This is a genomic window from Noviluteimonas lactosilytica (assembly GCF_020866925.1).
GTDB classification, from domain to species: Bacteria; Pseudomonadota; Gammaproteobacteria; order Xanthomonadales; family Xanthomonadaceae; genus Noviluteimonas; species Noviluteimonas lactosilytica.
This window is the reverse complement of record NZ_JAJGAK010000001.1, coordinates 1,649,169-1,666,399: the sequence shown is the minus strand read 5'-3', so window position 1 is coordinate 1,666,399 and position 17,231 is coordinate 1,649,169. Positions and strand designations below refer to the sequence as shown.

Below are 17,231 nucleotides of genomic sequence, written 5' to 3'. Positions count from 1 at the left end.
TAGCCGGTCCGCTCCCGCATAATGCGCGGCATGGCCAAGCTTTATTTCTACTATTCCGCGATGAATGCGGGGAAGACCACGACCCTGCTCCAGTCCGCGCACAACTACCGCGAACGGGGCATGCGCGTGCTCGTCCTCACGCCCGCGCTGGACGATCGCGCCGGCAAGGCGGGGGTCGTCGCCTCGCGCATCGGGCTGCGTTCGGAGGGGATGGCGTTCGGTCGCGACGACGACCTGCTCGCCCGCGTGTTCGCCGACACCGCCGCCAGCGGCAAGCTCGATTGCGTGCTCGTGGACGAAGCGCAGTTCCTCACGAAATCGCAGGTCTGGCAGTTGAGCGAGATCGTCGACCGCCTGCGCATCCCCGTGCTCACCTACGGCCTGCGCACGGACTTCCGCGGCGAGTTGTTCGAAGGCAGCCAGTACCTGCTCGCGTGGGCGGACGAACTCACCGAGATCAAGACCATCTGCCACACCGGCAAGAAGGCGACGATGACCGTGCGCGTCGACGAACAGGGGCGCGCGGTGCATGCCGGTCCGCAGGTGCAGATCGGCGGCAACGACCGTTACGTGTCGGTGTCGCGCGCGGAGTTCAAGAAGATCATGCGCGGCGACGGCACGATCGAACCGGTGCAGCCGCCCCTGATCGACTAGCGATCAAGCAGCGCGACCGGCGTGCACTCGTGCGTGATCGCATCGATTTCGCGCACGAGGCGCCCGCCCTGCGGCAGGCCGGCGTGCACTTCGAGCGACAGCACATCGAGTTCGGCGCGCGCCTGCACCGCGCCCGCGCCGCGGCACTGCGCTTCACCGAGGTAAGCGCGCGCACGCCAGCGCAGGTTGCGGGGTTCGCTGCCCGCGCCCTTGGCCGATGCGGTGGCGATCTGTCCGAGCGTGGCGATGGCCGCGGCGTCGCCGTCGCGCGCGCGTTCGCGCGCCAGCGAGAGTTCGATCGATTGCGTGTCCATCGCCGGCTGGCCGTCCGCATTGCGCGACAACGAGGCCGCGCGTTCCAGCCGCTGCTTCGCGCCCGGATGATCGCCGTCGGCCGCGAGCATCAGGCCGTGCGCGTATTCGATGTCGGCGACGTGCGGATGCTTGAGGCCGAGTTGCGCGACGGCGAGTTGCATCGCCTGCTCGATCTGCCGGCGCGCTTCGTCGCCCCGGCCGAGCGCCTGCAGCACCTGCGCGTGGTCGGCCATCGCGCGCACCATGCGCGTGCGCGACGATGACGTGCGCCAGATCTCGACGGCCTGGCCGAGATCGCGCTCGGCTTCGGCGAGGCGGTCCTGTTCCCAGGCGAGCATGCCCAGCGTGTAGAAGCTCGCGCCGACGTCGACGTGGCGGTCGCCGACGCGTTCGATCAACAGCGGCGTGGTGTCGCGCAGGTCGCGCTCGGCCACGTCGAGCCAGCCCTGCTCCATGTACACCGACGCGCGCTGGCGATGCAGCGCGAGCGTGGTGGGATGGCGTTCGCCGAGCAGTTCGCCCGACAGCGCGAGCGCGGCGTCGACCGACTTCGCCGCTTCGTCGGGCCGCCCCATCTCGCGCAGCAGGATCGCGGTGCGGCGGTGGATCTGGATCGCGAGCGGATGCCGTTCGCCCACGTTCTGCTGCAGGAAGGCGAGCGCGTTGCGGAGGCCGGCCAGCGCGACCTCGGTCTTGCCCGCGTCTGCGTCGACGTCGGCGAGATCGAACAGGTTCTCCGCGACGCCGGCTTCGTCGTCGAGCGTTTCGCGGCGCACCGTGATCGCGTATTCGAGCAACTGCCGCGCCTGGTTGAACTCGCCCACGGCGCTGCGGCAGCGCGCGAGTTGCGAGTAGAACTCGGCGACCTGCGCGGGCAGTTGGGACTGTTCGCGGCGCGCGCGTTCCATCCACGGCTCCATCGCGCGGATGCACTGGCGCGGATCGTCGAGCTGGCGATGCGCGAAGCCGAGCTGCGTCGCCGCTTCGAACTGCAGGCTCGCGGGCGCGTCGTCGCCGACCGACGCGAGGATTTCCGATTGCCGCGCGAGCAGCGCCATCGCCTCCGGGTAATCGCCGAGCCCCAGGCGCAGGCGCGCGATGATGCCGAACACTTCGGCGCGTGCGAGCGGCTGGCGTGCGAGTTCGCGGTTGGCGCGCACGATGCCGTTGTCGAGCAGCGAGCGCATGTCGACCGCATCGTCGCGCGGTGCAGCGCCCGTTCCTTCGAACAAGCCGATGACGAAGTCCTGCAACGCCTGCGCACGCGCGGTTTCGCGCACGGCCTGCTGGCCCTGCCACGCGACGATGGTCAGCGCCGCGGCGAGCACGCCGGACACCATCACGCTCGTCGCGATCGCCCAGCGATGGCGGACGACGTACTTGCGCAGGCGATAGCCGACGCTTTGCGGCCGCGCGAGCACCGGCTTGCCGGCGAGGTAACGCTCGAGATCGAGCGACATCGCTTCGACCGAGGGATAGCGCTGCTCCGGCTTCTTCGCGAGCGCCTTGAGCACGATGTTGTCGAGATCGCCGGTGACGATGCGCGCACGGCGGCGGAGCATCGCGCTGTCGGCCTCGCCGATGTCGGCCTGGCGCTGCAGTGCGGACGACGGCTTGGTCGGATCGCCCTGCAGGATCGCTTCTTCCCACTCGGCGTCGGTCTGGCGCTTCAGGCGGTAGGGCTTGGCGTCGGCGAGCAGTTCGTACAGCACGACGCCGAGCGAATACACGTCGGTCATCGTCGACACGGGCTCGCCGCGCACCTGTTCGGGCGCCGCGTAGTGCAGCGTGAACGCGCGCACGCCGGTGCGCGTCTGTTCCGGCGCGGCGACGTCGGCGTCGATCAGCTTCGCGATGCCGAAGTCGAGCAGGCGCACGTCGCCGGCGGGCGTGACGAGGATGTTCGACGGCTTGAGGTCGCGATGGACGATCAGGTTCGCGTGCGCGTGCGACACCGCGTCGCAGACCTGGTGGAACAGGTCCAGGCGCGACTCGAGCGAGAGCCGGTGCACGCGGCAGTAATCGGTGATCGGCTCGCCTTCGATGTATTCGAGCGCGAGATACGGTTGATGGTCGCTGCTCACGCCCGCGTCGAGGAGACGCGCGATGTGCGGATGCGCGAGGCGCGCGAGGATCTGCCGTTCGCGGGTGAAGCGCAGGCGCAGGTTCGGATCGACGAGGCCCGGACGCAGCAGCTTCAGCGCGACGCGGCGCTGGTACAGGCCGTCGTTGCGCGCGGCGAGCCACACCTGGCCCATGCCGCCTTCGCCGAGCATGCGTTCGAGCCGATACGGACCGACCTCGACGCCCGGGCGCGGGCCCGGCAGTGGTGCAACGAGCGGTTCGCTGAGGAAATCCTCGCGATCGGTTTCGAGCTTGAGCAGTGCTTCGAGATCGTCCGCGGTCTGCGGATCTTCCTCGCGCATCAGGCGCAGGCTGCGTTCGCGTTCGTCGTCGTCGAGCTCGAACAGCGCGTCGAGCAGCGGGGACAACCGTTGCCAGCGCTCGGGGTCCATCGTCGTGCCCCGTCAGCTGTCCTTCAAGGACGCGAGGAGGAACAGGCGCGCCTTCTGCCAATCGCGGCGGATACTGCGCTCGGAGCGCTTGAGCAGCGCGGCGATCTCCAGTTCCGACAGGCCGGCGAAGTAACGCAGCTCCACCACTTGCGCGAGGCGCGCGTCGACCGCGGCCAGGCGCGTGAGGGCGGTATCGAGGCCGAGGGTTTCCTCGTCCAGTCGCAACCCGCCTTCGACTTCCTCGGGCAGTTCGGTGACGCGGTGCAGGTCGCCGCCGCGCTTCTGCGCGAGGCGCTGGCGCGCGTAGTCGACCACGACGCTGCGCATCGCGGACGCGGCATAGGCGAAGAAGTGCGCGCGATCGTCGAACTGCGCGGAATTGCGCCCGACGAGTTTCAGGTAGGCCTCGTGGACCAGCGCGGTCGCATCGAGCGTGTGCCCGTGCTGGCCGGCGAGCTGGCGGCGGGCCATCGCGTGGAGTTCCTGGTACAGGGTCGCCAGGACACGGTCGAGCGCGCCACGGTCTCCGTCGCGAGCGGCGTCCAGCAACTCCGTGATGTCGGCGGTTTCGGACATGGTCCCCCTCGGCCGCGAAATATACCCGCGTTGGACGCATTGCGCCCTGTATCGAACGTCCGGGGTGAATGATTCAGCGCTGGCAGCGCGTGCACCAGACCGTCGTGCGCTGACCGATCGAGGCCTCCTTCATCGGCTTTCCGCATCGCGGGCAGGGCTCGCCGCCTCTGCCGTAAGCGGCAAGTTCGAGCTCGAAATACCCGGGGAGGCCGTCGGGGCTGATGAAGTCGCGCAGGGTCGTGCCCCCGCGCTCGATCGCGTAGGCCAGGATGCGCTTCACCGCTGCGGCGAGGGCCTGGTAGCGCTCGCGCGACACCCGGCCCGCCTCGCGCAGGGGGGAGATGCCGGCCTCGAAGAGCGCTTCGGCCGCATAGATGTTGCCGACGCCCACGACGACGCCCTGGTCCATCAGGAAGGTCTTGATCGGCGCCTTGCGGCCGCGGCTGCGGGCGAACAGGTAGTCGCCGTCGAAATCGTCGGACAGCGGCTCGGGGCCGAGGCCGCGCAGGAGTTCGTGGACTTCGCCTGGCGCCTGCCAGAGCAGGCAGCCGAATCGCCGGGGGTCGTTGAAGCGCAGGACGCGGTCCTTCGATCGGCCGCGGTCGGCGAGCACGATGTCGACGTGGTCGTGGGCTTCGACAGGCGTCGCGGCGGGCAACACGCGCAGGCTCCCCGACATGCCCAGGTGGAGCAGCGCGCTCCCTGCTTCCGTGTCGAGGAGCAGGTACTTGGCGCGCCGACGAACGGATTCGATCGTCCGACCGGGGAGAAGCGCCGAAACCTCCGGCGGAATCGGCCAGCGCAGGTCCGGGCGCCGGAGCACGACGCCGGCGACGGTGCGTCCTTCGACGTGCGGCGCCAGGCCGCGCCGGGTGGTTTCGACTTCGGGCAACTCGGGCATGCGCGCAGTGTCGTGTGAAAGCGGCCGCAAGTTGTTATCAGGACTGAACATCCCCATCACGGATCCATGCCGTACCTGGGCGCATGGCCCGTTCCGGGTGGCATGATCGCGTTCGGGGCGAAATACCCCCGGTTTCCCCTTCGGAGTCACGATGCACGCTTTTCTCGATTTCCTCGGCGGCGGACTCATGCAGTTCGGCTGGGTCGGCCTGCTGGTCTACCTGCTCGTCGCCACCCAGTTGACGATCTTCTCGGTCACGCTCTACCTGCACCGCAGCCAGGCGCACCGCGGCGTCGACTTCCATCCGGTGATCGCGCACTTCTTCCGCTTCTGGACGTGGCTCACCACGTCGATGATCACGAAGGAATGGGCCGCGATCCATCGCAAGCACCACGCGAAGTGCGAGACCGAGGAAGATCCGCACAGCCCGATGCACAAGGGCATCAAGATGGTGTTCTGGCGCGGCGTCGAGCTGTATCGCGAAGCGCGCACGGATCGCGAGTCGATCGAGAAGTACGGCAAGGGCTGCCCGGACGACTTCATCGAACGCAAGCTCTATACGCCGCACGCCACGATGGGCCCGACGCTGTTGCTGTTCATCAGCTTCGCGCTGTTCGGCCTGCCGGGCGTCGCGGTCTGGGCGATCCAGATGGCGTGGATCCCGTTCTGGGCCGCGGGCGTCGTCAACGGCCTCGGCCACTGGTGGGGCTATCGCAACTTCGAAACCACCGACACGGCGACCAACCTCACGCCGTGGGGCGTCTGGATCGGCGGCGAAGAACTGCACAACAACCACCACGCGTTCCCGAGCTCGGCGAAGTTCGCGCTGCGCAAGTTCGAGTTCGACATCGGCTGGTCGGCGATCAAGCTGTTCGAAGCGATGGGCCTGGCGAAGGTCCTGCGCGTCGCGCCGTCGCTCGACGTGCGCCCGAACATCAACGTGCCGGACATGGAAACGATCAAGGCGCTGCTCGCCCATCGCTTCCAGGCGATGACCGACTTCCAGCGCAACGTGCTGAAGCCTGCGCTGCGCGAGGAAGCCGCGGAAGCCGGCGGCAAGCAGTCGCTGCTGCCGCGCGCGCTGCGCAAGGGCCTGAACGACGACGGTCGCTGGCTCAAGCCGGATGCGCGCAAGCAGATGCAGGAGTGGGTCGCGCAGCGTCCGCGCATCCGCGCGCTGGTCGAACACCGCGCCCGCCTGGCGGCCGTGCTCGAAGCGCGCGGCAACGACGCTGCGGCGACGCTGCAGAACCTGCAGGCGTGGTGCAAGGAAGCCGAAGCCAGCGGCATTCGCGGGCTGCAGGACTTCTCGGCGCGCCTGAAGGGTTACCAGCTGCAGGCCTGATGTCCGCTGCGCTGCCCGATTCGCGAAAACCCGCACGCTCGCGTGCGGGTTTTTCGGTTCTGGTGTTGGCGTTCGCAGGCGTGCTCCCGGCGGTGCATGCGCAGGTCGTCGCCAGCGCCGACTACCTCGACCGCATGGACGTCGACCGCGACGGCCGCATCTCGCTCGTCGAATACCAGGATTGGCTGAGCTACGCCTTCGACGCGATGGACGCCGACCACGACGGCGTCCTCGCTCCGGCCGAACAACCCGGCGGTCGCGGCAAGGCGATCACGCGCGAGGCGCACCGCGCGCGCCTGGCCGCCGCATTCGCGCGCCAGGACGCCAATCGCGACGGCGCGTTGAGCGCGAAGGAACTCGCGGCGCCGCCGCGCTGAGGCACACTGTCGGCTTCCATCGCGAGGTTGCCGGCATGGCCTACGACTACGAACGCGACTACGCCGAAGCGGCGCGCGATCCCGACGGTTTCTGGCGCAAGGTCGCCCAACGCATCGATTGGATGCAGGCCCCGACGCAGATCCGCGACGTCAGCTTCGATGCGAAGGACTTCCGCATCCGCTGGTACGCCGACGGCACGCTCAACGCCACCGTCAGTTGCCTGGATCGCCACCTTGCGACGCGCGGCGACCGCACCGCGCTGATCTTCGAGCCCGACGATCCGAACGGCGAAACGCAACGCATCCCCTATCGCGAACTGCACGCGCGCGTCTGCCGCCTCGCCAACGCGTTGCGCAACCTGGGCGTCGCGAAGGGCGACCGCGTCACGCTGTACCTGCCGATGATCCCCGACGCGGCCGTCGCAATGCTCGCCTGCGCGCGCATCGGCGCGATCCACTCGGTGGTGTTCGGCGGCTTCGCACCGCACTCGATCGCCGACCGCATCGCCGATTGCAGGAGCAAGCTCGTCATCACCGCCGACGAAGGCCTGCGCGGCGGCAAGCGCATTCCGCTGAAGGCGAACGTCGACGCCGCGCTTGCGCTGCCCGGAACGAACTCGGTCGAAACCGTCCTCGTCGTGCGCCACACCGGCGCCGCCGTCCCCATGCAGATGCCGCGCGATCGCTGGGTCGACGCGGTCGTCGAAGGCCAGCCCGACACGTGCGACCCCGAGCCGATGAACGCGGAAGACCCGCTCTTCATCCTCTACACGTCCGGCTCGACCGGCAAACCCAAGGGCGTGCTGCACACGACCGGCGGCTACATCGTCTATGCGAGCTGGACGCACGAACGCGTGTTCGACCTGCGCGACGACGACGTGTTCTGGTGCACGGCCGATGTCGGCTGGGTGACCGGGCACAGCTACGTCGTGTACGGGCCGCTGGCGAATGGCGCGACCTGCGTGATGTTCGAAGGCGTGCCTAATTACCCCGACTACTCGCGCTTCTGGAACATCGTCGACAAGTACCAGGTCACGATCTTCTACACCGCGCCGACCGCGATCCGCGCGCTGATGCGCGAAGGCGATGCACCGGTGAAGGCGACTTCGCGCAAGTCGATCCGCGTGCTCGGCACCGTCGGCGAGCCGATCAACCCGGAAGCCTGGCGCTGGTACCACGACGTCGTGGGCGACGCGCGCTGCCCGATCACCGACACGTGGTGGCAGACGGAAACCGGCGGCACGCTCATCGCCCCGCCGCTCGATCGACCGCAGAAACCCGGTTCGGCGATGAAACCGCTGCCCGGCATCCTGCCCGCGATCGTCGACGGCAAGGGGAACGTGCTCGAAGGCGAAACGGAAGGCAACCTCGTGCTGCTGGATTCCTGGCCTGGCCAGATGCGCACGGTGTACGGCGATCAAAAGCGTTTCTTCGAGACCTACTTCTCGACGTTCCCGGGCAAGTACTTCACCGGCGACGGTTCCCACCGCGATGCCGACGGCGACTACTGGATCACCGGCCGCGTCGACGACGTCATCATCGTCAGCGGCCATCGCATCGGCTCGGCGGAAGTCGAAAGCGCGTTCGTCTCGCACCCGAAAGTCGCCGAAGCCGCGGTCGTCGGCTTCCCGCACGACATCAAGGGCCAGGGCATCTACGCATACGTGACGCTGATGGACGGCGAAGCCGAAGACGATGCGTTGCGCGCCGAACTGATCGCGCACGTGCGCAAGGAAATCGGTCCGATCGCCACGCCCGACCACCTGCAATGGGCGCCCGGCCTGCCGAAGACGCGCTCGGGCAAGATCATGCGCCGCATCCTGCGCAAGATCGCCGAGGGCGCGCCGGAGCAGTTGGGCGACACGTCGACGCTCGCGGATCCCACGGTGGTCGAATCGCTGGTGAAGCACCGACGCGGGCAGTAGCGCGTCAGCCAGATCGCGCAGGCAAAAAGAAACCCGCCTTGCGGCGGGTTCCTTCGAAACATTCCGAACGGATCGGAAGGCTTACTTGATCTTGCCTTCCTTGTAGATCACGTGCTTCCGGACGACGGGGTCGTACTTCTTGACCTCCATCTTGTTCGGCGTGTTCTTCTTGTTCTTGTCGGTCGTGTAGAAGTGGCCGGTGTTGGCCGAGGAGATCAGGCGGATCTTGTCGCGCTTGCTTGCCATGGTCGTTTACTCCTCAGACCTTCTCGCCACGGGCGCGAAGCTGCGCCAGGACCGAGTCGATACCGTTCTTGTCGATGGTGCGCAGCGCGTGCGCGGAAACCTTCAGCTTCACCCAGCGGTTTTCGCTGGCGACCCAGAAACGACGCTCGTGCAGGTTGGGCAGGAAGCGACGGCGGGTCTTGTTGTTGGCGTGGGAGACGTTGTTACCCGTCAGCACGGCCTTGCCGGAAACTTGGCAAACGCGGGACATAGCGCACCTCGATTGGTGTCTGTGATGCACCCCATGGCCTGGGGTACGACGGCCACGCTGCAAAGGGGGCCTTGGGCCCGGGACTGCCGCAGCGAGCCGCGCATTATGCCCGCCCGGGCCGGGCCGGACAACTCAGTGGGTCGCCTTGTCCCGGTGCCAGCCGCGGTAGCGGATATCGAGATACAGGCTGTAGGCGGCCGTGAAGGCGGGGAAGAGGTTCTGGACCACGCCCACCGAGTCCTGCTTGGCCGAGAACAGGAAGTAGGCCAGGGTCATGGCCGACCCGACCAGGCTCATGTACCAGAACAGCCGCGGGATCACCGGCTTGCCGTGGCGCCGCGAGGCGACGAACTGCACCAGCCACCGCCCGCCGAACATCAGCGCCCCGGTCAGGCCGATGACCTTCCACGGGGACATGTGGAGCCCGGTCCAGTCGAGCCACGGGATCGGGCTGTTCATGAAGTCGGCTGCGACCGGCGCGGCTTCCAGCATCCTCAGGCCTCCTCGACCCCGGTGCGCTTGCTGCGCACGATCAGCCACGCCACGCCCATCAGGTCGCGGATGCCGACCAGTGCGCGATTGAGGTTGTTGTACTTCGACACGCCCGCCGAGCGTGGGCGATGGTTGACCGGCACGCTGACCGTCTTCCACCCCGCGCGCTGCATCAGCGCGGGCAGGTAGCGGTGCATGTGGTCGAAATAGGGCAGGTCGAGGAACGCATCGCGCTCGAACAGCTTGATGCCGCAGCCGGTGTCGGGCGTGTCGTCGCGCAGCATGTTCGAGCGGATCTTGTTGGCCCACTTCGAGGCCCAGCGCTTGCTGCCGGAATCCTGGCGATTGACGCGCCAGCCGGCGAACAGGCGGATCGACGGCTCCGCGGTCGCGCGCGCGGCGAGCAGCTTGGGGATGTCGGCCGGATCGTTCTGCCCGTCGCCGTCGAGCGTTGCGATCCACGGCGCGCGCGCGTGGCGCACGCCGGTGCGGATCGCGGTGCTCTGGCCGCTCTGCTTCGTGTGGTGCAGCACGCGCAGCTCCGGCACTTCGGCCTTGAGCGCACGCAGCGCCGCGAGGGTGCCGTCCTTCGAATCGTCGTCGACGAACACCGCTTCGAACTCCACGCGGCCGCGCAGCGCGGCCACGACTTCCCGCAGCAAGGGACCGACGTTGTCCTGCTCGTTGAAGACCGGCACGACGACGGAAAGCTGCGGGGCCTGGGTCAAGCGTTGTCTCCGAAATACTCGCGGCACCACCGCACGACTTGCGGCATGCCCGCCTCGATGGGGGTCGCGGGATCGAAACCGAAGTCCGCGTGGGCGCGCGCAGTATCGGCCATGGTCTCGACCATGTCGCCTGCCTGCATGGGCAGGTAGACCTTTTCCGCGGGCCGGCCGGCAGCTTCCTCGATGACCCCGATGAAGTGCTCGAGCTCGACCGGGGTGTGGTTGCCGAGGTTGTAGATGCGATGCGGCCCGTTTTCCGCGGCGTCCTCGCCCGCGGGGCGCGGTGGTGCGTCCATCGCGCCGAGCACGCCGGCGACGATGTCGCCGATGTGGGTGAAGTCGCGGCGCATGCGGCCGTGGTTGAACACCTGGATCGGCCGCCCGGCGAGGACCGCGCGCGAGAACAGCAGCGGCGCCATGTCGGGCCGGCCCCACGGACCGTAGACGGTGAAGAAGCGCAGCCCGGTCGAACGCAGCCCGTAGAGATGCGCGTAGGTATGCGCCATCAATTCGTTCGCCGCCTTGGTCGCCGCGTACAGCGAACGCGGCCGATCGATGCGTTGTTCCTCGGAGAACGGCGGCGTCGCCGAGTCGCCGTAGACCGACGACGAACTCGCGTACACCAGGTGTTCCACAAAGCGATGCCGGCACAGCTCCAGCATGTTGACGAAGCCGATCAGGTTGCTGTCGACGTAGGCGTGCGGGTTCTCCAGCGAATAACGCACGCCTGCCTGCGCGGCGAGGTGGATCACGCGGGTGAACCCATGCTTGTCGAACAACGCGGCCAGGCCGGCGCCGTCGGTGAGGTCGACTTCCGCGATCTCGACGTCGGGGCACAACGCCGCGACGCGGTCGCGCTTCATCCGCGGGTCGTAGTAGTCGTTGAAGTTGTCGAGGCCGACGACCGGCGCGCCGCGCGCCTGCAACTCGCGGCAGACATGGGCGCCGATGAAGCCGGCGGCGCCGGTAACGAGGGTGGTGGCCGTCATGGCAGTCGGACTCCGGTTGCGAAAAGACGCGCAGCCTAGCCGCGCGGCCGTGCAGGCAGGCTCACGCCCGCCGCATTCTCCAACGGAATTGTTTCAACCTACTCGGCCTTGCCGCGCAGGCGTTCCAGCACGCCGTCCAGCGAATCGAGGTCGGAATAGTGGATCACCAGCCGGCCCTTGCCCGCGCGGCCGTGCAGCACGTTGACGCGGGTGCCGAGCGACTCGGAGAGCTCGCGTTCCAGGGTCGCGATGTCGGCCTGCGGCTTCGCCTTCGCGGCCTTGGCCTTGCGCAGCGGCGCACCGGCGACCTGGCCGGAAGTGAGCTGCTGCACGCGATGTTCGACTTCGCGCACCGACCACTCGTGCTCGGCGGCCTGGCGCGCGAGCGCGACCGCGGCCGGCGGCGCGAGCGTCAGCAGCGCGCGCGCGTGGCCCATTTCGATCGCGCGCGTTTCCACCAGCACGCGGATCTCCGACGGCAACTCGAGCAGGCGCAACAGGTTGGACACCGCCGCGCGCGAACGGCCGACCGCGTCGGCGGCCTGCGCGTGGGTGAGGTCGAATTCGTCGATCAGGCGCTGAAGCGCGAGCGCTTCTTCCAGCGGATTGAGGTCTTCGCGCTGGATGTTCTCGATCAGCGCCATCGCGATGACCGCGTGGTCGTCGACCACGCGAACGACCGCCGGGATTTCGGCCAGGCCCGCAAGCTGCGAAGCGCGCCAGCGGCGTTCGCCCGCGATGATCTCGTAGCGCGCGCCCTTGCCGGCCGCGGCGCCTTCGATCTCGCGCACGACGATCGGCTGGATCACGCCCTGCGCGCGGATCGATTCGGCGAGCTCGGCGAGCTTCGCCTGGTCCATGCCGGTGCGCGGCTGGTAGCGGCCCGGTTGCAGCTGGGTGACGGGCAACTGGCGCAGGGCTTCGCCCGGCTGCGCTTCCAGCGGCGCGGTTTCGGCGGCGGCCTTGGGCCCGAGGAGGGCTTCGAGTCCGCGTCCGAGCCCGCGCTTCTTCGCGACGGTCATGCTTGCACTTCCTTCTGTTCCTGCGGCGCGGCCTTCGCGGCCTGCTCGCGTTCCCGCTGACGGCGCAACACTTCGCCGGCGAGGCCGAGGTACGCCACGCTGCCGCGCGAGGCGCGATCGTAGGCGACGATGCTCTGCCCGTGGCTCGGCGCTTCGGCCAGGCGCACGTTGCGCGGCACGATGGTGCGGAACACGCGATCGCCGAAATGCGTCGTGAGTTCGGCCGACACCGCGTTGGCGAGGTTGTTGCGCACGTCGAACATGGTGCGCAGCACGCCTTCGATTTCGAGCGCGGGGTTGAGCTTGCGCTTCAGCGCTTCGATCGTGTCGATCAGCGCGGAAAGGCCTTCCAGCGCGTAGTACTCGCACTGCATCGGCACCAGCACCGAGTCCGCCGCGGTCAGCGCGTTGAGCGTGAGCAGCGACAGCGCGGGCGGGCAGTCGATGATGATGAAGTCGTACTGGTCGCGAATCGGTTCGAGCGCGCGCTTGAGGCGCTGCTCGCGTCCTTCCTCGTCCATCAGTTCGATTTCGGCGGCGGTGAGGTCGATGTTGCCCGGGAGGATGTCGAACCCCTCGGGCGTCTTCACGATCGCCGAGGGCGCGTGCATTTCCTCGAGCAACACGTCGGTGGTCGACGCGCGCAGTTCGCGCTTGTCGACGCCGCTTCCCATCGTCGCGTTGCCCTGCGGGTCGAGATCGACGAGCAGCACGCGCTTCGGCGTGCGCGCGAGCGCAGCCGCGAGGTTCACGGAAGTGGTGGTCTTGCCGACGCCGCCCTTCTGGTTGGCAACAGCGATGATGCGGGCCGTCACGGCGCGAAATCCCCCCGGGGAATGGATCGGCTCTGCTATGGGTCGCGGGCGCCGGAACCCGATTATGCCGCAGCGACGACGATGAGGTGCCGCTCGGCATCGAGACCGGGGACACGCATCGGATGCATCTCACGAACCTCCCATCCGGGCGGCAGCGCCGCGATCTCCTCGGCGGGCACGACGCCCTTCATTGCGAGCAGAACGCCGCCGGGTCGCAGGAGATGCCCGCCGGATTCGAGAATCAGCGGAAGCGTGGCAAGCGCGCGCGCGGTGATCGCATCGAAACGACCGGGCGCGTCGTACGCCTCGATCCGCGATTCGACGACCTCGACATTCCCCAACGCGAGCTTGCGCACCGCCTCGCGGAGGAAGCGCGTCTTCTTGCCGTTGCTTTCCACCAGCGTGACCTGCAGCCCGGGTTTCGCGATGGCGAGCGGAATGCCCGGCAGGCCGGGACCGGTGCCGAGGTCGGCCAGCCGCCCGCCGGCCGCCGCGATGGCGTCGACATGCGAATGCATCGCCAGCGAATCGAGCAGGTGCTTGGCGACCATCTCGCGCGGGTCGCGGATCGCGGTCAGGTTGTAGGTGGCGTTCCAGCGCGCGAGCAACGCGACGTATTCGAGCAGCGGTGCGGCGAGCGCGGCATCGAGGCCGAGCGCGCGCAGGCCCGCTTCGAGTTCGGGGCGCAGGGACGACAGGTCGGGGGGCGTGGTCGACATGGGCCGCGCATCTTAGCGGCGTCGCCACGCGAGCGCCGCGCGGTAGCCGGGACGCGGGGCCCATTCATGCACGCGCCACGGCCCGCCGAGCAGCACGTGCGGATGCGCGATGCCGAGTCCGCCGTCGACGTCGGCCAGGCCGAACTTGTCGAGCCCGAACGCGATGCCGCGCCCGTGCGCCTTGACCACGGCTTCCTTCGCGCACCACAGGCGGAGGAAGGCTTCGCTGCGGTCGGGTTCGGGCAGGCCGCGCAGCCAGTCGTGTTCGCTCGCGTGGAAGAAGCGCTGGGCGAGTTCGAGCGCGCGCGGTCGCGGGCGGGCGCGTTCGAGGTCGACGCCGACGTCGACGCCTTCGCCGAGCGCCATCAGCAGGCCGTCGCCGCTGTGGCTCCAGCTCACGTCGAAGCCCTGCAGTGCACCGGCCAGGCGCGGCCGGCCGTATTCGTCGCGGCGCAGTTCGATGGCCTCGGCCGGCACGGCGAGCGCGTCGGTCATCCACGCCCGCACCACCGGCTCGGCCGGATCGCCGCGTCGGTGATCGCGCCAGTGCCAGCGCGGTTCCGGTGATGTGAAGGAGGGCGGCATGCGGGACGGAGAAGAATGGACGGAACGAACCCGGCGTAAAGTATGCGACGGGGGGCGGCCTCGGCCGCGAACGGAAAACACGCCAGGTCACATGTCCGCCGTCATCGAGCCGGGCGCGCAAGCGCCGACCACGCCCATCGCGGTGGGCGCCGCCGCGCGTCCGATCGTGTTCGACGAACACGGCGACGTGCCGCTCGACGTCTTCCTCGCCCAGGTGCGCGGCGTGGCCGCGATGCTTCCCGCGTCGATGCACGCGATCAACCTGTGCGAAGACCGCTATCGCTTCCTCGTCGCCTTCTGCGCCGTCGCGATGCGCGGCCAGGTGAACCTGCTGCCGCCTTCGCGCGCGCCGGCCGCGGTCGACGAAGCGATCGCGCAACACCCCGACAGTTATTGCATCGGCGACGCGGCCCTCGCCCCCGCACCCGCGCGCTACCTGCGCCTGCCCGACGAATTGCCGCAGCGCGTCGGCGTCACGCCGATGCTCGACGACGATGCACTCGTCGCGATCGGCTACACCTCCGGCAGCACCGGCCGCCCGCAGGCGAACGAAAAAACGTGGGGCAGCTTCCGCCGCAGCACCGCGCAGAACCTCGCCGCGCTCGCGGACCTGTGGCCCGAGGGCGACGCGCACATCGTCGCCACCGTGCCGCCGCAACACATGTACGGCATGGAGATGTCGGTGTTGCTGCCGTTGCTGTGCGAAGTCGCGGTGCACGCGGCCAAACCATTTTTCCCCGAAGACATCGCGCGCGCGCTCGCGCATGCGCACGGCCCGCGCATCCTGGTGACGACGCCCGTGCACCTGCGCGCGCTGCTCGTGTCGGGCTGCGCACTGCCGCCGCTGCGCGCGATCGTCTCCGCGACCGCGCCGCTGTCGCCCGAACTCGCGCGCGACGCCGAAGCGCGCTTCGGCTGCGAAGTGCGCGAAGTGTTCGGCTCCACCGAAACCTGCGTCATCGCGCGCCGCCGCACCGCATGCGAATCCGAATGGACGCCGCTGCCCGGCGTGCGCGTCGTGCCGCAACCCGACGGGACCGCGGTGCATGCGCCGCATCTCGCGACGCCGGTCGTGCTCGCCGACCTCGTCGAAGTCCACGCCGACGGCCGCTTCCTGCTGCGCGGCCGCAACGCCGACCTGCTCGAAATCGCCGGCAAGCGCGCGTCGCTCGGCGACATGACACGCAAGCTGCTCGCGATTCCCGGTGTCGAGGACGGGATCGTGTTCCAACTCGACGGTACGCACCCCGGAAGCGACGGCGAACGCAACGTCCGACGCATCGCCGCACTCGCCGTCGCACCGTCGCTCGACGAGGCCGCGATCCTCGCGGCGTTGCGTCGCACGATCGATCCCGTGTTCCTTCCGCGGCCGTTGCGATGCGTTGCAGCATTGCCGCGCAACGAAACCGGCAAGCTGCCGCGCGAGCTTCTTGCAGCGCTTCTGCACGGTCTCTGACACGCTCTTCACGAGCGAAAAACCCCTGCAAAAACCGCGTTTTGCCGGCGTTGTGGAGTTCTGACTCCACCTTCACGCGTGCCTGTTGACACTGCCGCCGAACCCCCTCCCCTGGGGGGTCGATCGGATTAGCTGACCAATCAAAGGAGTGGGTGCATGAACATCATCATCTGGTTGATCGTGGGCGGCATCGTGGGTTGGCTCGCCAGCCTGATCATGCGGACGGACGCGCAGCAGGGCATCATCCTGAACGTCATCGTCGGCATCGTCGGCGCCTTCCTCGGTGGCTGGCTGGGCAACATGCTCGGCATCAGCGGCGCCAACATCAACGAAGGCTTCAGCGTCACGGGCTTCATCATCTCGCTCATCGGCGCAGTGGTATTGCTCGCGATCGTCAACCTGTTCCGCCGCGGACGCGTGCGCTAAGACAGCGCACACACGGGATGCGGAGCCCGGTCATGGAAGGCCGAGGCTCCGCGACAGGGATGGAGCAGAAAGCCCGGCGATCGCCGGGCTTTTTCTTTGTCGTCAGTCGGTCTGCAACCACACCGGCGTGTGGTCGCTCGGCCGCTCCCAGGTGCGCGGCGCCTTGTCGATGCCGGCGGCGGTGATGCGCGGGCGCAGCGCGTCGCTGACGAGCGCGAGGTCGATGCGCAGGCCCCAGTTGCGCTGGAACGCGGCGAGGCGATAGTCCCACCAGCTGTGGTGGCCGGGCTCGTCGTTGAACAGGCGGAAGCTGTCGTGCAGGCCGAGGTCGAGCAGCGAACGCAGCGCGTCGCGTTCCGGCGTCGAGCACAGGATCTTTTCGCGCCAGCGTTTCGGGTCGTGCACGTCGCGATCGTCGGGCGCGATGTTGAAGTCGCCGAGCACGACCATGTTCGGATGCGTGATCAATTCTTCGCGCAGCCACGCGCGTACCGCTTCGATCCAGCGCAGCTTGTACGCGAACTTCTCGCTGCCGACCTTCTCGCCGTTCACCACGTACAGGTCGACGATGCGCACGTCGCCGACGGTGGCGGCGAGCACGCGTTTCTGCGGGTCGTCGAAGTTCGGGATCGCGGTGACGCACTCGCTCGCGAACGGCACGCGGCTGAGCAGTGCGACGCCGTTGTAGGTCTTCTGTCCGCAGAACACGCTGCGGTACCCGAGTTCGGCGAGCTGCGAGTCGGGGAAGCGCTCGTCCTCGACCTTGGTTTCCTGCAGTGCGACGACGTCCGGTTGCGCGTCGCGCAGCCACTGGGCCAGGTGCGGCATGCGGACGTTGAGCGAATTGACGTTCCAGCTGGCGATCTTCAACGGGCCATCCTTTGGGCAGTCCTT

At 68.5% G+C, this 17,231-nt stretch carries 18 protein-coding genes and 1 pseudogene; 6 read left to right on the top strand and 13 right to left on the bottom strand.

Going from position 1 to position 17,231, the window contains the following annotated elements; all coding sequences use genetic code 11:
- Positions 1-30 precede the first annotated feature (30 nt).
- Positions 31-654: a thymidine kinase gene (locus tag LK996_RS08015; RefSeq protein WP_230526585.1), complete on the top strand. Its 624-nt coding sequence runs from the start codon at positions 31-33 to the stop codon at positions 652-654.
- Here the strand turns inward: LK996_RS08015 and LK996_RS08010 are convergent.
- From LK996_RS08010 to mutM, 3 genes are all read right to left on the bottom strand, one after another.
- Positions 651-3,485 carry a serine/threonine-protein kinase gene (locus LK996_RS08010; protein WP_230526584.1) on the bottom strand — a complete coding sequence of 945 codons (2,835 nt, stop codon included), beginning with the start codon at positions 3,483-3,485 and terminating at the stop codon, positions 651-653. The genes LK996_RS08015 and LK996_RS08010 overlap by 4 nt on opposite strands.
- Positions 3,486-3,497: 12 nt before the next feature.
- Positions 3,498-4,061, bottom strand: coding sequence for an ECF-type sigma factor (locus LK996_RS08005; protein ID WP_036168671.1), 564 nt, complete (start codon positions 4,059-4,061; stop codon positions 3,498-3,500).
- A 73-nt stretch (positions 4,062-4,134) separates the two neighbouring features.
- Complete coding sequence (mutM, locus tag LK996_RS08000; RefSeq protein ID WP_230526873.1) at positions 4,135-4,962, bottom strand: bifunctional DNA-formamidopyrimidine glycosylase/DNA-(apurinic or apyrimidinic site) lyase; 828 nt, start codon at positions 4,960-4,962, stop codon at positions 4,135-4,137.
- A 151-nt stretch (positions 4,963-5,113) separates the two neighbouring features.
- On the opposite strand from mutM, the gene LK996_RS07995 reads away from it, so the two are divergent.
- The 3 genes and pseudogenes from LK996_RS07995 to acs form a co-directional block, all read left to right on the top strand.
- On the top strand, positions 5,114-6,307 hold the full coding sequence (locus LK996_RS07995; RefSeq protein ID WP_230526583.1) for a DesA family fatty acid desaturase: 1,194 nt from the start codon (positions 5,114-5,116) through the stop codon (positions 6,305-6,307).
- A complete protein-coding gene (locus LK996_RS07990) occupies positions 6,307-6,684 on the top strand; it encodes a hypothetical protein (RefSeq protein ID WP_230526582.1) in 378 nt (125 codons plus the stop codon). The genes LK996_RS07995 and LK996_RS07990 overlap by 1 nt, the downstream gene beginning before the upstream one ends.
- A gap of 47 nt (positions 6,685-6,731) precedes the next feature.
- Positions 6,732-8,609: pseudogene (gene acs, locus LK996_RS07985) on the top strand (acetate--CoA ligase); the annotation flags it as partial.
- A gap of 81 nt (positions 8,610-8,690) precedes the next feature.
- On the opposite strand, the gene rpmG reads toward acs, so the two are convergent.
- The 9 genes from rpmG to LK996_RS07940 form a co-directional block, all read right to left on the bottom strand.
- On the bottom strand, positions 8,691-8,855 hold the full coding sequence (gene rpmG / locus LK996_RS07980; RefSeq protein ID WP_036168663.1) for a 50S ribosomal protein L33: 165 nt from the start codon (positions 8,853-8,855) through the stop codon (positions 8,691-8,693).
- A 13-nt stretch (positions 8,856-8,868) separates the two neighbouring features.
- Positions 8,869-9,105: a 50S ribosomal protein L28 gene (rpmB, locus tag LK996_RS07975; RefSeq protein ID WP_230526580.1), complete on the bottom strand. Its 237-nt coding sequence runs from the start codon at positions 9,103-9,105 to the stop codon at positions 8,869-8,871.
- A 132-nt stretch (positions 9,106-9,237) separates the two neighbouring features.
- On the bottom strand, positions 9,238-9,597 hold the full coding sequence (locus LK996_RS07970; protein WP_230526579.1) for a lipid-A-disaccharide synthase N-terminal domain-containing protein: 360 nt from the start codon (positions 9,595-9,597) through the stop codon (positions 9,238-9,240).
- Between the two features lie 2 nt (positions 9,598-9,599).
- Positions 9,600-10,325, bottom strand: coding sequence for a glycosyltransferase family 2 protein (locus LK996_RS07965; RefSeq protein WP_230526578.1), 726 nt, complete (start codon positions 10,323-10,325; stop codon positions 9,600-9,602).
- Positions 10,322-11,314, bottom strand: a complete 993-nt coding sequence (locus LK996_RS07960; RefSeq protein WP_230526577.1) for an NAD-dependent epimerase/dehydratase family protein — start codon at positions 11,312-11,314, stop codon at positions 10,322-10,324. Before LK996_RS07960 ends, LK996_RS07965 begins: the two co-directional genes overlap by 4 nt.
- 98 nt (positions 11,315-11,412) lie before the next feature.
- A complete protein-coding gene (locus LK996_RS07955; RefSeq protein WP_230526576.1) occupies positions 11,413-12,336 on the bottom strand; it encodes a ParB/RepB/Spo0J family partition protein in 924 nt (307 codons plus the stop codon).
- Positions 12,333-13,151, bottom strand: coding sequence for a ParA family protein (locus LK996_RS07950; protein ID WP_230526575.1), 819 nt, complete (start codon positions 13,149-13,151; stop codon positions 12,333-12,335). Before LK996_RS07950 ends, LK996_RS07955 begins: the two co-directional genes overlap by 4 nt.
- Positions 13,152-13,213: 62 nt before the next feature.
- Positions 13,214-13,870 carry a 16S rRNA (guanine(527)-N(7))-methyltransferase RsmG gene (gene rsmG / locus LK996_RS07945; RefSeq protein ID WP_230526574.1) on the bottom strand — a complete coding sequence of 219 codons (657 nt, stop codon included), beginning with the start codon at positions 13,868-13,870 and terminating at the stop codon, positions 13,214-13,216.
- Between the two features lie 12 nt (positions 13,871-13,882).
- Positions 13,883-14,455: a 4'-phosphopantetheinyl transferase family protein gene (locus LK996_RS07940; protein ID WP_230526573.1), complete on the bottom strand. Its 573-nt coding sequence runs from the start codon at positions 14,453-14,455 to the stop codon at positions 13,883-13,885.
- A gap of 91 nt (positions 14,456-14,546) precedes the next feature.
- On the opposite strand from LK996_RS07940, the gene LK996_RS07935 reads away from it, so the two are divergent.
- Positions 14,547-15,911 carry an AMP-binding protein gene (locus LK996_RS07935; protein WP_230526572.1) on the top strand — a complete coding sequence of 455 codons (1,365 nt, stop codon included), beginning with the start codon at positions 14,547-14,549 and terminating at the stop codon, positions 15,909-15,911.
- A 156-nt stretch (positions 15,912-16,067) separates the two neighbouring features.
- Positions 16,068-16,337 carry a GlsB/YeaQ/YmgE family stress response membrane protein gene (locus LK996_RS07930; RefSeq protein WP_230526571.1) on the top strand — a complete coding sequence of 90 codons (270 nt, stop codon included), beginning with the start codon at positions 16,068-16,070 and terminating at the stop codon, positions 16,335-16,337.
- A gap of 102 nt (positions 16,338-16,439) precedes the next feature.
- On the opposite strand, the gene xth is transcribed toward LK996_RS07930, so the two are convergent.
- Positions 16,440-17,207 carry an exodeoxyribonuclease III gene (gene xth, locus LK996_RS07925; RefSeq protein ID WP_230526570.1) on the bottom strand — a complete coding sequence of 256 codons (768 nt, stop codon included), beginning with the start codon at positions 17,205-17,207 and terminating at the stop codon, positions 16,440-16,442.
- Positions 17,208-17,231: the final 24 nt, after the last annotated feature.

Excerpts from the sequence above, each read along its gene's own strand:
- LK996_RS08015 (WP_230526585.1), top strand. The coding sequence starts at position 31 with ATGGCCAAGCTTTATTTCTACTATTCCGCGATGAATGCGGGGAAGACC.
- LK996_RS08010 (WP_230526584.1), bottom strand. The coding sequence starts at position 3,485 with ATGGACCCCGAGCGCTGGCAACGGTTGTCCCCGCTGCTCGACGCGCTG.
- LK996_RS08005 (WP_036168671.1), bottom strand. The coding sequence starts at position 4,061 with ATGTCCGAAACCGCCGACATCACGGAGTTGCTGGACGCCGCTCGCGAC.
- mutM (WP_230526873.1), bottom strand. The coding sequence starts at position 4,962 with ATGCCCGAGTTGCCCGAAGTCGAAACCACCCGGCGCGGCCTGGCGCCG.
- LK996_RS07995 (WP_230526583.1), top strand. The coding sequence starts at position 5,114 with ATGCACGCTTTTCTCGATTTCCTCGGCGGCGGACTCATGCAGTTCGGC.
- LK996_RS07990 (WP_230526582.1), top strand. The coding sequence starts at position 6,307 with ATGTCCGCTGCGCTGCCCGATTCGCGAAAACCCGCACGCTCGCGTGCG.
- rpmG (WP_036168663.1), bottom strand. The coding sequence starts at position 8,855 with ATGGCAAGCAAGCGCGACAAGATCCGCCTGATCTCCTCGGCCAACACC.
- rpmB (WP_230526580.1), bottom strand. The coding sequence starts at position 9,105 with ATGTCCCGCGTTTGCCAAGTTTCCGGCAAGGCCGTGCTGACGGGTAAC.
- LK996_RS07970 (WP_230526579.1), bottom strand. The coding sequence starts at position 9,597 with ATGCTGGAAGCCGCGCCGGTCGCAGCCGACTTCATGAACAGCCCGATC.
- LK996_RS07960 (WP_230526577.1), bottom strand. The coding sequence starts at position 11,314 with ATGACGGCCACCACCCTCGTTACCGGCGCCGCCGGCTTCATCGGCGCC.
- LK996_RS07955 (WP_230526576.1), bottom strand. The coding sequence starts at position 12,336 with ATGACCGTCGCGAAGAAGCGCGGGCTCGGACGCGGACTCGAAGCCCTC.
- rsmG (WP_230526574.1), bottom strand. The coding sequence starts at position 13,870 with ATGTCGACCACGCCCCCCGACCTGTCGTCCCTGCGCCCCGAACTCGAA.
- LK996_RS07940 (WP_230526573.1), bottom strand. The coding sequence starts at position 14,455 with ATGCCGCCCTCCTTCACATCACCGGAACCGCGCTGGCACTGGCGCGAT.
- LK996_RS07935 (WP_230526572.1), top strand. The coding sequence starts at position 14,547 with ATGTCCGCCGTCATCGAGCCGGGCGCGCAAGCGCCGACCACGCCCATC.
- LK996_RS07930 (WP_230526571.1), top strand. The coding sequence starts at position 16,068 with ATGAACATCATCATCTGGTTGATCGTGGGCGGCATCGTGGGTTGGCTC.